The 15,105-nt window shown below is 70.3% G+C and carries 14 protein-coding genes; 8 read left to right on the top strand and 6 right to left on the bottom strand.

Going from position 1 to position 15,105, the window contains the following annotated elements; genetic code table 11:
* Nucleotides 1–7 precede the first annotated feature (7 nt).
* On the bottom strand, nt 8–907 hold the full coding sequence (locus Vlu01_RS26515) for a tryptophan 2,3-dioxygenase (RefSeq protein ID WP_204004643.1): 900 nt from the start codon (nt 905–907) through the stop codon (nt 8–10).
* Between the two features lie 148 nt (nt 908–1,055).
* Here Vlu01_RS26515 and Vlu01_RS26510 point away from each other — a divergent pair, with 148 nt between their 5' ends.
* From Vlu01_RS26510 to Vlu01_RS26500, 3 genes are all read left to right on the top strand, one after another.
* On the top strand, nt 1,056–1,505 hold the full coding sequence (locus Vlu01_RS26510; protein ID WP_204004641.1) for an Lrp/AsnC family transcriptional regulator: 450 nt from the start codon (nt 1,056–1,058) through the stop codon (nt 1,503–1,505).
* A 74-nt stretch (nt 1,506–1,579) separates the two neighbouring features.
* Entirely contained in the window at nt 1,580–2,125 is a 546-nt protein-coding gene (locus Vlu01_RS26505) for a hypothetical protein (RefSeq protein ID WP_239096143.1), read from the top strand.
* A 12-nt stretch (nt 2,126–2,137) separates the two neighbouring features.
* Nucleotides 2,138–2,974, top strand: a complete 837-nt coding sequence (locus tag Vlu01_RS26500; RefSeq protein ID WP_204004639.1) for a class F sortase — start codon at nt 2,138–2,140, stop codon at nt 2,972–2,974.
* Nucleotides 2,975–3,165: 191 nt separating this feature from the next.
* Here Vlu01_RS26500 and Vlu01_RS26495 read toward each other — a convergent pair whose 3' ends face one another.
* Nucleotides 3,166–3,699, bottom strand: a complete 534-nt coding sequence (locus Vlu01_RS26495) for an HNH endonuclease (protein ID WP_204004637.1) — start codon at nt 3,697–3,699, stop codon at nt 3,166–3,168.
* Between the two features lie 250 nt (nt 3,700–3,949).
* On the opposite strand from Vlu01_RS26495, the gene Vlu01_RS26490 reads away from it, so the two are divergent.
* From Vlu01_RS26490 to Vlu01_RS26480, 3 genes are all read left to right on the top strand, one after another.
* The gene (locus Vlu01_RS26490) at nt 3,950–5,002 is read left to right on the top strand and encodes a mechanosensitive ion channel family protein (protein WP_204004634.1); all 1,053 of its coding nucleotides are present in this window, start codon (nt 3,950–3,952) and stop codon (nt 5,000–5,002) included.
* 222 nt (nt 5,003–5,224) lie between these two features.
* Nucleotides 5,225–6,604, top strand: a complete 1,380-nt coding sequence (locus Vlu01_RS26485) for an MFS transporter (protein ID WP_204004631.1) — start codon at nt 5,225–5,227, stop codon at nt 6,602–6,604.
* A gap of 62 nt (nt 6,605–6,666) precedes the next feature.
* Nucleotides 6,667–7,095, top strand: a complete 429-nt coding sequence (locus Vlu01_RS26480) for a globin (RefSeq protein ID WP_204004628.1) — start codon at nt 6,667–6,669, stop codon at nt 7,093–7,095.
* 36 nt (nt 7,096–7,131) lie between these two features.
* Here the strand turns inward: Vlu01_RS26480 and Vlu01_RS26475 are convergent, their stop codons facing one another.
* The 4 genes from Vlu01_RS26475 to ettA form a co-directional block, all read right to left on the bottom strand.
* Nucleotides 7,132–7,719 (bottom strand): type III secretion system chaperone family protein, encoded by a 588-nt coding sequence (locus tag Vlu01_RS26475; RefSeq protein ID WP_204004625.1) that lies wholly within the window; start codon nt 7,717–7,719, stop codon nt 7,132–7,134.
* Between the two features lie 130 nt (nt 7,720–7,849).
* A complete protein-coding gene (locus Vlu01_RS26470) occupies nt 7,850–8,530 on the bottom strand; it encodes a DUF8185 domain-containing protein (RefSeq protein ID WP_204004622.1) in 681 nt (226 codons plus the stop codon).
* Nucleotides 8,527–8,973 (bottom strand): acyl-CoA thioesterase, encoded by a 447-nt coding sequence (locus tag Vlu01_RS26465; RefSeq protein ID WP_204004619.1) that lies wholly within the window; start codon nt 8,971–8,973, stop codon nt 8,527–8,529. Before Vlu01_RS26465 ends, Vlu01_RS26470 begins: the two co-directional genes overlap by 4 nt.
* A 14-nt stretch (nt 8,974–8,987) precedes the next feature.
* Nucleotides 8,988–10,664, bottom strand: coding sequence for an energy-dependent translational throttle protein EttA (gene ettA, locus Vlu01_RS26460; RefSeq protein ID WP_204004616.1), 1,677 nt, complete (start codon nt 10,662–10,664; stop codon nt 8,988–8,990).
* Nucleotides 10,665–11,005: 341 nt separating this feature from the next.
* Between ettA and Vlu01_RS26455 the strand changes: the two genes are divergently transcribed.
* Entirely contained in the window at nt 11,006–12,406 is a 1,401-nt protein-coding gene (locus Vlu01_RS26455) for an alpha,alpha-trehalose-phosphate synthase (UDP-forming) (RefSeq protein ID WP_204004613.1), read from the top strand.
* Between the two features lie 41 nt (nt 12,407–12,447).
* Nucleotides 12,448–15,009 carry a trehalose-phosphatase gene (gene otsB / locus Vlu01_RS26450; RefSeq protein WP_204004721.1) on the top strand — a complete coding sequence of 854 codons (2,562 nt, stop codon included), beginning with the start codon at nt 12,448–12,450 and terminating at the stop codon, nt 15,007–15,009.
* Nucleotides 15,010–15,105: the final 96 nt, after the last annotated feature.

Raw genomic sequence — 15,105 nt, 5'->3', positions numbered from 1 at the left:
GCCTGCCTCACATCGCCGTCCGGGCCGACCACAGTTCTGGGAAGACCACCCGGGCCATACTGCGTTGCAGCCATGCCAACCCGGCCGAGCCGCCGCTGCCGACCTTGGCACCCATGGTCCGCTGCACCGCCTTGATGTGGTGGTGCCGCCAGTCGCCGAACTGCTCGGCCACCTCGGTCAGCGCCTCGCCGAGCAGCCGCAGGTGGTTGTCCGGGCCGGTGTCGGCGTAGATCTGCACCCAGGCCGCCTCGACGGCGGGATGCGTCTCATGTTCGGTGGCCACGTCCCGCTCCAACAGTTCGGTTGGCAAATCGTGACCGTACCGGGCGAGCAACGCGACCACTTCGTCCCAGACGCTCGGGGTGGCCAGGGCGTCGGTGAGTTCGGCGTACACCTCGGTCTGCCGACGGAACGGGCGGATCAGCGCCGGGTCACGGAGCCCGAGCAGGAACTCCAGGTGGCGGTACATCGCCGACTGGAAGCCCGAACCCTCGCCGAGCAGGTTGCGGAAGCGGTTGAAGTCGGCCGGGGTCATCCAGCGCAGGCCCCGCCAGGCCGCGTTGAGTCCCTCCAGGTGCAGTGCCGCGCGGCGCAGCGGGGCCAGCGCCTCCCACACCCGGTCGGCGCGCAGCAGCCGGGACGTCTCCCGCAGCTCGTGACAGGTCAGGCCGAAGTACAACTCCATGATCTGGCTGACCATCAGGAAGGACATCTCACCCGGGTCGCCGCTCAACGGCTGTTGCAGCCGATGCAACGTGCTGGCCTGCACGTACGCGTCGTACGGCACCCGCTCGGCGAAGTCGAGGGTGGGCTCGCCGCCGTTGCGTGCGGCCCGGGCCATCCGCTGTCGCGCGGTGACCGGACGCACCTCCGTCCGGGTCGCCGGGCGCAGATCCGTCTGCTCCATGCGTCCGCTCCTTCCGGGTCGCCCGTCCAGTCATGATCTCCTGCCAGGTTGGCCCGATGGAATGCCTGTTCAACGGCACTTTCCGCGATCGACCTGCGGAACGGAAGCCGATCGCCGGGAACGGCCTGTCACACGTAAGGTCACGGGCATGGACGAGATGGACTGGGCCCTGCTCCGCGAGTTGCAGGCCGACGCACGGTTGTCCTTCAGCGAACTGTCCCGGCGGGTACACCTGTCGCCGCCCGCGGTGGCCGAGCGGGTGCGTCGGCTGGAGGAGACGGGCGTGATCAGTGGGTACCACGCCCACGTCGATCTGGCCCGGGCCGGCCGCCGGGTGGTCGCGCTGATCCGGATGTCCTGTTACGGCGCCCGCTGCATCCTGCACGACCCGGAGGTCGCGCGGTGGCCCGAGATCCTGGAGATCCACCGGATCACCGGTGACGCGTGCAGCGTGCTGAAGGTCGCGGCCGGCTCGATCGGCGACTTCGAGGCGGTCATTGACCGACTCGCCCCCTATGGGCAGCCGTCGAGCACGATGGTGCTCTCCACCCCGCTCGGCTGGCAGGCCGTCGCCCCGCTGCCCGGCACGGGAGGTTAGCCACCGGAGCGGGGGGAAAGCACGCGGGTCGCCCCAGCAGGAACCGGTGCGCCGGTGCCGGGAGGGAGGATCCCATGCGAGGTCTACGACGGTACGGGGGCCACCACGCCCCGTCGCTCATCGCCCGACTGTTCGGGGCGTTCGTCCTGGTCGCGGCATTCGCGCTGGCAGGGCTGTTCGTCCTGCCCGGTGCCGCACCTGCCCGAGCGGGTGAGAACACCTTCGTCGAGGTCACGCCGAACAGCGTCCAGGCCGGCTCCCGGGTGAACATCCGGGCCAGTTGTGACAACGCCAACGACCGCCAGGCCGAGGTGACCTCGGACGCGTTCAACCGGGTCTTCCTCCGGCCGGACAACGGCTTCCTCACCGGTTCGGTCACCGTGCCCGGCAACAAGGCGGCCGGCGACTATCCGGTGCACCTGCGCTGTGACAACGACCGGACGGCCAGCACCACCCTGACCGTGCTGAACATGGACCAGCCCACCAAGGGACCGGCGACCGGTGGCGGGGGTACCGCCGAGCGGGGCACCGGCTCGATGCTGCTGCTGGGCGGCGTCGCCACGGTGACCGCAGCGGTGGTCTTCGGGCTGCTGAGCAGCCGACGCCGGGCCGGTTCCTGACCCACCGTCGTCATGCCCGGCTTCCGCGTACCCACGCCGGAACCCGGCCCCGGTCCACGCCGGAGCGCCACCCGTCGGAGCCACCGCGCCTGGCGGCGAGCGGTCGCGGCGGCGAGCCGGCTGGTCCGGGTCGCCGCGCAGGTGGGCTCGGCCAGCGTCGCCACACCCGATCCCACGGCGGCACCGCTACCGCCCAGGCGGCGTAACGCCCGGACGGTGGGGACCAGGCGGCTCGGTCACTCCGGCCCGGGGCTGCCGGTGGTGGTGATCGGCTCGCTGATGATGCTGATCATCGCGATGCTCGGCGTCGAGCGACTGACCGGCCTGAGTCTGCTACCGGACCGCTTCATCGCCGGGCTCGCGCAGCCACCCAGGAAGTTCCCGTTGCTGGCGGCGAGCGAGCCGGTCGGCATCGAGATCAACACGATCGACCTGACCGCCCCGGTACACAACGTGGGCATCGCACCCGACGGCAGCATCGCCGCACCGCCCGCCGAACGGGCCCAGGAGGCCGGCTGGTACGACCAGGGGCCGACCCCCGGCCAGTACGGCCCGGCCGTCATCGTGGGGCACGTCGACACCACCACCGGCCCGGCGGTCTTCCATCAGCTGTCGAGGTTGCGGGCCGGCGACCGGGTCGAGGTCGCCCGCTCGGACGGCTCGGTGGCGGTCTTCGAGGTCGACCGGGTCGACCGGTACGACAAGGAACAGTTGCCGACGGACGAGGTGTTCGGGGACTTCAGCCGTCCGCAACTGCGGCTGATCACGTGCGGTGGGCGCTGGGTTGGTGGGGAGACGGGGTACGCGGACAACGTGGTGGTGTTCGCTTCGCTGGTCGAGGCTCGGTAGGGGTTGCGGTGGGGTTTTCGGGGGAGCCCGACCCGCTCCGGGCGGTCAGGCTTGATCCCTGCGCGGGTCGGGCTCCCCCGAAAACCTGGTCGGCGCGCTCCCCGCTGGAGTGGCGCGGGTGTTGGCCGCGCAGGCCGACGGGGATCTGCTACCGGCGGGTGAAGATCTGGGAGGGCAAGCGGTCGGCCCGGTCAGGCGGCTTCGGGTTCGCGGAGGTCGAGCCAGTCTGCCCAGCGTGGGTCGGGCGCGCGGTGGCCGAGCACCCGCCAGGCGATCCCTTTCGGGGCGGTGGGCAGACAGTGCAGTCGCCAGCCCAGTTCGGCCGGGGTCTTGTCGCCTTTGGTGTGGTTGCATCTGGCGCAGGCGGCGACCACGTTCTCCCAGGCGTGCCGGCCACCCCGGCTGCGCGGGAAGACGTGATCGATGGTCTCCGCCGGGCCCCGGCAGTAAGCGCAACGCCAACCGTCCCGGGCGAAGATGGCCCGGCGGGACAAGCCTACGTGGGTGCGGTACGGCACCCGGACGAAACGGGTGAGCCGGACGACCGAGGGCACCGGCAGCGCGCTGCGGGCGCTGTGCAGGATGCCGTCACCGTCGGCGACACAGACCGCTTTGGCGGAGAGCACGAGAATCGCGGCACGACGTACCGACACGACACACAGCGGCTCGTAGGTGGCGTTGAGGACCAGCGCGCCGGAGCCCACCGTGGGTCGTATGTCAGGCATCGCGTCACCCTCCCGGTCAAGCGGCTTACCACTCGCCACCGCCGACCGGCGCCGGGCACAGCCCCACACCACGTCGACGCCGGCCGGATCACCGACGTCCGCTGCGCCAATCGTCCCTGATCGGACCCGCGAATGCACGTACTAATCCGGGGTACCCCGGCGCTTTCCGGCGGGCCGCGCTCACGAGTCGACGGTCGCCGGTGGGTGGGTCGCCGACAGGTCCGCCGGCCGGTTGCGGTACGAAAACAGGGTGACCGTCAGCAGCCCCAGCCCCACCCCCGCCCAGCCCGGCGCGGAACCCGACGAAACGCCCAGCCCGGAATGCCTGGACGAGTTGCTGTGCAAGGCCGTCTGGAACTGGACGGACTCGGTGTGGTTCGCCGAGGGCAGCTTCTGGATCCTCGTCAAGCCGCTGCGGATCATCCTGATCCTGCTGCTGGCGTTGGTGGCCCGGTGGCTGGTGCACCGTACGATCCGCCGGCTGGTGCGCACCACCAGCGACGCCGGGGTGCCGACCATGCTCCGTCCGCTGCGCGAGCGCATCCCGAGCGCCGCCACCGAGCCCGGCGAGTTCATCCCCGAGCGTCGCCGGCAGCGTGCCGAGGCGATCGGTTCGGTGCTCCGGAGCCTGAGCACCGCGTTCATCTTCGGCATCGCCCTGCTGATGGTGCTCAAGGAGTTCAGCTTCGACCTGGCGCCGTTGCTGGCCAGCGCCGGCATCGCCGGTGTGGCTCTCGGCTTCGGCGCGCAAAGCCTGGTCAAGGACCTGATCGCGGGGTTGTTCATGCTGATCGAGGATCAGTACGGGGTGGGTGACAACGTCGATCTCGGCGAGGCGACCGGCGTGGTGGAGGCGGTCGGACTGCGCGTCACCACCGTCCGGGACGGACGGGGAGTGCTCTGGTACATCCGCAACGGCGAGATCGTCCGGGTGGGTAACAAGAGCCAGGGGTGGGCGTTGGTGGTGGTCGACCTGCCGATCGGTTTCGCCGGCACCGAGGAGGCGACGGCCGTGCTGCGTACCGCCGCTGCCTCGATCGCGGTGGATCCGGACCTGGCCCCGTCGATCGTCGAGCCACCGGAGGTGCTCGGCGTCGAGCAGGTCACGGTGGAGGGCACGGTGATCCGGACCGTGGTGAAGACCACCGCCGATGGTCAGTTCAGCGTGGGCCGGGAACTGCGCCGTCGGCTGGCCGAGGCGCTGGAGAACTCGGGCATCACGGCGAGGATCGCGGCGGGCCGCCTCTACTCGGGGGTACCTACTCGATCGGACAGCGAGACCGGTCAGGGCGGTGCCACCTGAGCCGACCGGCAGGGGTCGCGGCTGAGCGGCCCCTCGGGTATCGTCCGTTCGTTCAGTCGGAGATGCGACCGACCAGCCGTTCGCCCTAGCCAGTTGTCAGACGATCGGGCAGAATCCGGTGCACGCGCTTACCGAGCGGTGTCACGTCCTCGCTGATCCGCAGACCTGACGATGGTCCCGGGCCGCCATCACGAGTGGCCAGACGCCGGGACGATGGAGGCGATGGTGTCCGACGAGCGACCTTCTCCGGAAGGGCCGGCCACCTTCCGGGAGGTCTTCGGCCAGCGTGAGTACCGCGCCGTCTTCGCAGCCAGCACGCTGACCTGGGTCGGTGACTACGTCGCCAAGGCAGCCGTCACCCTCCTGGTCTACCGGGAAACCGAGTCGGTTGCGCTGTCGGCCGCCGCCTTCGCGGTCAGCTACCTGCCGTGGTTGGTCGGCGGCCCGCTGCTGGCCACGATCGCCGAACGGCATCGCTACCGACAGGTCATGGTCGTCTGTGACCTCATCCGGATGGCGTTGATGCTGCTCGTCGCCATCCCCGGGACGCCGGCACCGGTGATCCTGGCGCTACTGTTCGCCACCACGCTGGCGAATCCGCCGAGTCAGGCCGCCCGATCGGCGTTGCTGCCACTGATCCTGCCCGGGGACCGGCTCGTGGTCGGACTCTCCGTCAACGCCAGCGTGGGGCAGGCCGCCCAGGTGGTCGGCTATCTGCTCGGCGCCGCCGTAGCAACGGTCAACCCCACCGCCGCGCTGCTGATGAACGCTGGCGCCTTCGGCCTGTCGGCCGTGATCGTCCGGCTCGGCGTGCAGGACCGGCCACCGGCGATGACCGGTGCACACCGCAGTCATCTGCTCCGGGAGACCGCCGCGGGCTTTCAGATGGTCTTTCGAACGCCGGTGCTGCGGGCGATCGCCGTCCTGGTCTTCAGTGCCATGCTCTTCTCCATCGTGCCCGAAGGGTTGGCCGCTGCCTGGGCCAATGAACATGCCGGCGAGAGCATGAACCCGGGGCTGGCGCAAGCGGTGATCATGGCAGCCACCCCGGTCGGCTTCATCCTCGGCGGGTTGATCATCGGTCGTGCCATCGCGCCGGCTCGCCGGCTGCGGCTACTCCGACCGTTGGCCGTGGCCGCCCCACTGGCGCTGGTGCCCGCGTTGCTGGACCCGCCGCCGGTGGTGGTGGCGCTGCTCGCCGCGGTCTGCGGCTTCGCGGTCGCCGGGCTGCTCCCGATGGCCAACGGGCTCTTCGTCCAGGCCCTGCCGGACGGCTTCCGGGCCCGTGCGTTCGGTGTCATGGCGACCGGCGTGCAGGTCATCCAGGGCGCGGCCGTCCTGGTTACCGGGTTGCTCGCCGAGCGTTTCCCGCTTCCGGTCGTGGTGGGGGTGTGGAGCGCCGCCGGGGTGGTGCTGATGTCGGTCGTCGCGCTGCGCTGGCCCGACCAGCAGACCGTGACCGCTTCCATCGAAGCCGCCCGCGCCGCGTCCGGCAGGGCGGATGGTGCGCCCGCCCCGGATGCGCCGTCCGAGAGCGCCTCCCCCGATGACCCGGGCCCTGGGCACGTGGGCCCCGGGCGACCCCGGCAGGCGGTGACCTGAACCACCCCGTTGCCCCGGTGCCGACCGGGCGAAGGCCGGTCCGAGCCTGGCAGGATGGAACGGTGAATCCAGCAGCTGAGTCCGAAGGCCACGGCAAGGCGGTCACGTTCTTCGACGCCGTCGGCGGCGAGCCCACGTTCCGCAAGCTGGTCGAGGAGTTCTACGCCGGCATCGCCGCCGACCCGCTGCTGCGCCCGATGTACCCGGAGGAGGACCTGGGCCCCGCCAGCGACCGGATGCGGCTCTTTCTCATGCAGTACTGGGGTGGCCCGAACACCTACTCGGCGCAGCGCGGCCATCCCCGGCTGCGGATGCGCCACGCCCCGTTCCGGATCGGCGCCGCCGAACGCGACGCCTGGCTGCGTCACATGCGCCGGGCGGTCGACAGCATCGACCTGCCCCCGGCGCTCGCCACGGAACTGTGGAACTACCTGGAACGGGCGGCGTACTTCATGGTGAACGACATGGAGGACCCGGCAGCACACGGTTGACGTCCACGCCCCGCCACAGCACGGGGCGGTCACCGGTCAGAGCAGGGCACCCTCGTCGTGCAGCCAGTCGACGAAGCTGGTGGCCACCGCGGCGCCGCAGTCCAGCAGCTCGACCAGGAGCGCGTCGTGCGCACCCGCCGCGAGCGGTACCTGCAACTCGGCGTAGATCGGCAACTGACCGCGCTCGGTGGGGTCACCCACGTACGCCTTGCAGAAGCGTCGGGTGTGGTTCCACTCGTTGACCACCCGATAGGCGCGGTCCGCCCAGTCCGGCGGCACCGTCGCGTGTGGCCGGGCCCGCAGCACGAGGATCTCGTCCTCCGGCCCCTCCAGGGTGACCAGCACCGCGTGCCGCTCCCACATGGCCAGCAGGTTGCCGTCTCCGTCAGCCAGGTAACGCACGTCGAGCAGGTCGAGCGCGTCGCAGATGCGGCGCAGGGTGACCTGTTCGACGGTGGCTGGCATGTCGGCGATCAACGGGCGCTCCGCCGCCGGGCAGTCGTCTCCCGGTTGACGTGGCGCCGGCGGGCTGACCCGAACGGTGCCTTCCACCATGATCCTGCTTCGAGTTTCCGGGTCACCGCCGCCACTGGCGGGACCTGGACGCCATGACCACCACGGCATCGCTCGCGCACCTCACTCCCCAGCGGATCCGGTCGCCTACAGTGGGTGGATCCGAGGATGGACGGTACCCGGACAGCCGGAACGAAGCACCCCCCCAACGCCAGCACCAAGCCGGAAGGATGACTAGAGGTCATCCGTTCGCATGAGCCATGGACGGCCGTACGACAAGATCCGTGGCCTTCTGCGACCAGACGGCTCCGTACGGTCCCACCAGCCCGACCCATCGGCCACTCGCACGTACCTGCACGCCGTCACCGGCTGACGAATCCCCGGACGGACCGAGGAAGCCCATTCGAACCAGACCCTGCACCATTCGCTGGGTCACCTCCACCGGACGGTCAGGATCGTCGTCGGGGGTGACCACTACCGCCACGTGGTCCAGCAGGGCGTCACGCAGCATCCGCTGCCCCACCGCCCGGCCGCCGACGCCATGCTCGGCTGCCTCGCGCAGGGTCCCCGCCGCCGCCTCGGCCAGCCGACGCAGTTCCCCGCCCGGCAGTGTCTCGACCGGGCGACTGGCGGCAGGCGGCAGGGCCCACCGCCACTGCGCGTCGCGGCGGGCCGGCAGGTCCGCCCGACCGGCCGCGAACGCGGCGAGCAACTCCCCGGCGGCGACGGTGACATCACCGGCACCCGCGCCGGCCACCGTCCGCACGGCCAGCACGCCCCACGGCAACCGCGCCCAGAGGGCGGTACGCGCGTCAACGACGGCCGGCCGGAGCCGGACCAGGGCGGCGCGCTCCAACCGGACGAGCCGGGCCAGGAACGCCCCCGCGTCGGCGACGTCGACGACGCCGTGCCCGGCGCTCACGGCGTACCGACCGGCAAGGCGTAGCCGACCAGGAAGGCCCGCTCCGGCTCGCTGAGCCGCCGAGGCACCTGTCGGGCCAGATCGAACGGCACCAGCACCGAACGTGCCCGACTGATGAGCAGTTCGCCGTCGTACATCTCGTAACCGACGGTGAAGGATGCGGCGCGCATCTGCTCCACCCACAGCTCGATCCGCACCGTGGGTGCCGTCTCGGTGGTGGCCCGGTCGAGGGAGTAGTCCACCGGGTGCAGGTAGTCCACCTCGTGCCGACGGATCACCACGCCGTCGGCGAACGACTCCACCCCGTGCGCCCGGGCGCCGACGAACATCAACGCCACCCGGGCCTCCTCGTAGAGAGTGAGGAAGCGGGCGTTGTTGACGTGCCCGTACGCGTCGAGATCGGACCACCGCAGGGTGCAGTGGTAGACGAACCGGTCAGCCACGACAGACCTCCTGGTCAGTCGCGGGTCAGCTTGCGGTACGTCACCCGGTGTGGACGGGCCGCTTCAGCGCCGAGCCGGTCGACCTTGTTCTTCTCGTACGCCTCGAAGTTGCCCTCGAACCAGAACCACTTCGCCGGGTTCTCCTCGTCGCCCTCCCAGGCCAGGATGTGCGTGGCGACCCGGTCCAGGAACATCCGGTCGTGGGAGATCACCACGGCGCAGCCGGGGAACTCCAGCAACGCGTTCTCCAGGCTGGAGAGGGTTTCCACGTCCAGGTCGTTGGTCGGCTCGTCGAGCAGGATCACGTTGCCGCCGATCTTCAGCGTCAACGCCAGGTTGAGCCGGTTGCGCTCGCCACCGGAGAGCACCTTGGTCGGCTTCTGCTGGTCGGGGCCCTTGAAACCGAACGCCGCGATGTACGCCCGCGACGGCATCTCGACCTTGCCCACCATGAGGTGGTCCAGGCCGTCGGAGACGACCTCCCAGACGGTCTTGTCGCCGTCGAGGCCCTGTCGGTTCTGGTCGACGTAGGACAGCGACACCGTCTCGCCGACCCGGACCGAGCCGGCGGTCGGCTCCTCCAGCCCCACGATCGTCTTGAACAGGGTGGTCTTGCCGACGCCGTTCGGACCGATGATGCCGACGATGCCGTTGCGCGGCAGCGAGAAGGAGAGGTTGTCGATCAGCAGGCGGTCGCCGAAGCCCTTACTCAGGTTCTTCGCCTCGATGACGGTGTTGCCCAGCCGGGGGCCCGGCGGGATCTGGATCTCCTCGAAGTCCAGCTTGCGGGTCTTCTCCGCCTCGGTAGCCATCTCGTCGTACCGGTCGAGGCGGGCCTTGGACTTGGTCTGCCGGGCCTTGGCGTTGGAGCGGACCCACTCCAGTTCCTCGGAGAGGCGCTTCTTCATCTTGGCGTCGCGGCGGCCCTCCACGGCCAGCCGGGCGGCCTTCTTCTCCAGGTAGGTGGAGTAGTTGCCCTCGTACCCGACGGCACGGCCCCGGTCCAGCTCCAGGATCCAGCCGGCCACGTTGTCCAAAAAGTACCGGTCGTGGGTGATGGCGATGACGGTGCCGGCGTACTTGGCCAGGTGCTGCTCCAGCCACTGCACGCTCTCCGCGTCCAGGTGGTTGGTGGGCTCGTCGAGCAGCAGCAGGTCGGGTGCCTCCAGCAGCAGCTTGCACAGCGCGACCCGACGACGCTCACCACCGGAGAGCTGGGTGACGTCGGCGTCCGGCGGCGGGCAGCGCAACGCGTCCATGGCGAGTTCGAGCTTGGAGTCGATGTCCCACGCGTCGGCGTGGTCCAGCTCCTCCTGGAGCCGGCCCATCTCCTCCATCAGCTCGTCGGAGTAGTCGGTGGCCATCTGCTCGGCGATCTTGTTGAACCGCTCCAGCTTCGCCTTGGTCTCCGCGACCGCTTCCTCGACGTTGCCGAGCACGGTCTTGGCGTCGTTGAGCGGGGGCTCCTGGGCGAGCATCCCCACGGTGTAGCCGGGCATCAGCCGAGCCTCACCGTTGCTCGGCCGGTCCACCCCTGCCATGATCTTGAGAAGGCTGGACTTACCGGCGCCGTTGGGACCGACCACACCGATCTTGGCCCCCGGCAGGAAGCTCAGCGTCACGTTGTCGAGCACGACCTTGTCGCCGTGCGCCTTGCGCGCCTTCTCCAGGACGTAGATGTACTGGGCCACGGTGCGGGCTCCTCCGTCGCTTCGATCGCCGATTCGCGTGGTGCGGGCGCGGGTCAGGGCCGCCGTCCGCTGCCGTCGGCCGGGAGCCGGCCGCGCGCACGCCAGCGTCAATCCTGACAGGTATGCCGCGCCGCGCCCACATCGCCCCGCCAGCGGGTGTACGCCCATCCCGAAGTCCGCGCCCCAGCGGCCCGCCGGGCCGGCTCACCTGTCAACATGATCACGTCAGGGTTCGCCGAGTTCGGGACGGGTAGGTGAGTCCGGCACAGGGGAACAGACGCCGCAGCTACGCTCAGTACGCTCATCGCGGTGGACCCGTCAGCACCCGGAGGTGGCCGATCGTGACCGTCCGTAGCTCCTTTGTCGTAGTGGCGAACCGACTGCCGGTCGACGAGGTGAGCACACCCGAGGGGCGGCAGTGGCGGCGCAGCCCCGGCGGGCTGGTCACCGCGCTGCACCCCGTCCTCGCCGAGCATCAGGGCACCTGGGTCGGTTGGGCCGGCGGCACCGGCGCTGCCCCCGACCCGTTCGACCTGGAGGGCATCCGGCTCCATCCGGTGCCGTTGAGCGCGGAGGAACTGGAGCGCTACTACGAGGGGCAGTCCAACGCGACGATCTGGCCGCTCTACCACGACGCCGTCGAGACGCCCGCCTACAAGCGCCGCTGGCGGGAGGCGTACCGCCTGGTCAATGCCCGCTTCGCGGAGGCTGCTGCGGAGGTCGCCGCCGAAGGCGCCACCGTCTGGGTCCAGGACTACCAGCTCCAGTTGGTGCCGGCGATGCTCCGGGAGTTGCGCCCCGACCTGCGGATCGGCTTCTTTCTGCACATCCCGTTCCCGCCGATCGAGTTGTTCATGCAGATGCCGTTCCGCACCGAGCTCCTGCGTGGCCTGCTCGGCGCCGACCTGGTCGGCTTCCAGCAGCGGCTCGCCGCGCAGAACTTCGTCCGACTGGCCCGGCACCTGCTGGGGCTGCGATACGAGGGCCAGATGATCCAGGTGGACGGTCGCCAGGTCAAGGCCGGCGCCTTCCCCATCTCCATCGACACCAAGGAGATGGAGCGGTTGGCCGCCGACCCGGCGATCCAGGCGCGGGCCAAGGAGATCCGCGAGGAGCTGGGCAACCCCCGGACGATCATCCTCGGCGTCGACCGCCTCGACTACACCAAGGGCATCGAACTCCGCCTCAAGGCGTTCCGCGAGCTGCTCGCTGACGGAAAGTTGACAGTGCCCGACGCGGTTATGGTGCAGGTCGCGACGCCGAGCCGCGAGCGCGTGGAGCACTACCAGGCACTTCGCGTCAAGGTCGAGCGCGAGGTTGGTCGGATTAATGGCGAATTTGGTCGGGTTGGCGTGCCGGCGGTGCATTATCTGCATCAGTCGTACAGTCGGACCGAACTGGCTGCGATGTACGCCGCTGCCGACGTGATGATGGTTACTCCGCTGCGGGACGGCATGAACCTGGTGGCCAAGGAGTACGTCGCATCGAGGGCGGACCACGGGGGCGCACTCGTACTCAGTGAGTTCGCCGGCGCCGCCACCGAGCTGCGTCAGGCGTTCCTGTGCAACCCGCACGACCCCGACGCGGTCAAGGACGCTCTGCTGAGGGCCGTGCATGTGGAGAAGCCGGAGGCTCGTCGCCGTATGCGGACAATGCAACGCCATCTGCGCACCCATGACGTGGGGCACTGGGCGAAGTCGTTCCTCACCGAACTCGGTGTGCCCGACATGGAGGCGGCGTGAACGCAGCGTCCAACGGCACCGTCACGTCCGTCGCGAGCCCGATGGATCCGGAGCTGCGCGCCGCCATCGGGCGCATCGCCCGGGTGCCCCAGCTCCTGGTCGCCTGCGACTACGACGGCACGCTCGCCCCGATCGTGGAGGACCCGAGCAAGGCCGTACCGCTGCCGGAGTCGGTAGCGGCGGTGCGGGCCCTGGCGGCGCTGCCGCAGACCACCGTGGCGGTAGTCTCCGGCCGCGCGCTGCGCGACCTGGCCGCGCTCTCCCGGCTGCCGAGCGAGGTGCACCTGGTCGGCAGCCACGGCTCCGAGTTCGACATCGGCTTCGTTGAGCGGCTCTCCCCGGAACTGATCGCCGTACGCACCCGGCTGCGGGACGCACTGCGGGAGATCGCCGCGGAGCACCCCGGCATCCGGCTGGAACGCAAGCCGGCCAGTGTCGCCGTGCACACCCGGGGGGTGGATCCCCAGGTCGCCGCCGCCACCATCGACGCGGTGCGCAACGGTCCCGCGACCTGGCCGGACGTCACCGTCACGCAGGGCAAGGAGGTCATCGAACTCTCCGTCGTGGCCACCCACAAGGGCACCGCCGTCGACCAGCTGCGTACCCAGCTCTCGGCCAGTGCGGTGCTCTTCATCGGCGACGACGTCACCGACGAGAACGCCTTCGGCAACCTGCACGGCCCCGACGTCGGCATCAAGATCGGGCCGGGCGAGACCAAGGCCGGTTACCGGGTCGCGGAGCCGATCGAGGCCGCCCGAGCGCTCGGGCTGCTGCTGGAGACCCGGCGGCACTGGCTCTTCGGTGAACGGGCGGTGCCGATCGAGCGCCACTCGATGCTGGCCAACGGCCGGACGGTCGCGCTGCTCACCCCGGACGCCAAGGTGAGCTGGCTGTGCAACCCGAAGCCCGACTCGGCGGCGATCTTCGCAGACCTGGTCGGTGGCAGCCCGGCCGGGCACTTCAGCGTCGCCCCGGAACGTGGCGGCATTCCGCTGGGCCAGCGCTACCGGTCGGGCACGATGACCGTGGAGACCCGCTGGTCCGGTCTCACCGTCACCGACTGGCTGGACAAGCCGGACCCCAAGACCACGCCCGACGGCCCGGCGATCATCTCCGGGGACTCGACCCTGATCCGGGTACTGACCGGCACCGGTCGGGTACGCCTGGAGTTCGCGCCCCGACCGGAGTTCGCGCAGGTCGCCGTGCAGCTGCAGCCGCTCGTCGACGGCCTGTTGGTGCTCGGCTCCAACGAGCCGGTCGCGCTCTACTCCCCCGGCGTGCAGTGGGAGGTCGACAACGACGGCGGGTACGAGACGGCGAAGGCGGTGGTGGACCTCGCCGCGCTCGGCGGTCAGGTGGTGCTGGAGCTGCGGTTCGGTACGCACAGCCTCGAACACCACCGGCTGCCCATTCACGAGCGGCAGGCCGCGGCCGAGCGTCCCTGGAAGGAGTGGGTGGCCTCGCTGCGCCTGCCCACCACCGCCCGGGACCTGGTCGCCCGCAGCGCACTGACGCTGCGCGGCCTCTGCCACGAGGCGACCGGCTCCATCCTGGCGGCGGCGACCACCTCACTGCCGGAGGAACTGGGCGGAGTCCGCAACTGGGACTACCGCTACTGCTGGCTGCGTGATGCCGCGATGACCGCCCGGGCCCTGGTCGACCTCGGCTCGATCACCGAGGCCGAAGCCTTCCTGCGCTGGGTGGACGGCTGTGTGGAGCGCACCGGCGGGCACCCCGAACGACTGCACCCGCTCTACACCGTCGACGGTTACGAACTCGGTGCCGAAGCGGTCATCGACACCCTGCCCGGCTACGCCGGATCCCGCCCGGTACGCGTCGGCAACCTCGCCAACCACCAGCTTCAGCTTGACGTCTTCGGCCCGATCGCCGACCTGATCGCCGCCACCGCCGACGTACGCGGCTCGGTACGCGCCGAGGAATGGCGGGTGCTGGAGAACATGGTCGAGGCGGTCCGCCGCCGCTGGCACGAGCCGGATCACGGCATCTGGGAAGCCCGTCTGCCACCCCGGCACCACGTCTTCTCCAAGGTGATGTGCTGGATGACCGTCGACCGGGCGCTGCACGTGGTACGCCAGCACGGCGGCGAGGACCGGTCGGAATGGGTCGAGTTGCGTGACCGGATCGGCGCCAACGTGCTGGAGTTCGGCTGGCACGAGCACGCCGAGGCGTACAGCGTGGCGTACGGCGACGAGGACATGGACGCCTCGTCGCTGTGGATCGGCATCTCCGGCCTGCTGGCCGGTGACGACCCCCGCTTCCTCTCCACCGTATTGAAGATCGAGGCGGATCTGCGCAGCGGGCCGGTCGTCTACCGCTACCACTGGGACGATGGCCTGCCCGGTCGCGAGGGCGGCTTCCACATCTGCACGGCGTGGCTGATCGAGGCGTACCTGCGCACCGGCCGGCGAACCGACGCCGAGGAACTGTTCATGCAGATGATCGACACGGCGGGCCCGACCGGGCTGCTGCCCGAGCAGTACGACCCGCTCGCGGAGCGCGGCCTGGGCAACCACCCGCAGGCGTACAGCCACCTCGGGGTGATCCGCTGCGCGCTGCTGCTGGACAACATGCTCAAGCAGTAACGGACCATCACATCGGAAGCGGTCCGGAGATCAGTGATCTCCGGGCCGCCTCATCGTTGTGGGCGCCGGCTGGCGCGTCCCGTTGTGGGCGCGGTT

This window comes from Micromonospora lutea (assembly GCF_016863535.1).
Taxonomy (GTDB): domain Bacteria; phylum Actinomycetota; class Actinomycetes; order Mycobacteriales; family Micromonosporaceae; genus Micromonospora; species Micromonospora lutea.
The sequence above is the reverse complement of the archived record's forward strand: the minus strand, read 5'-3'. Positions and strand labels throughout refer to the sequence as shown.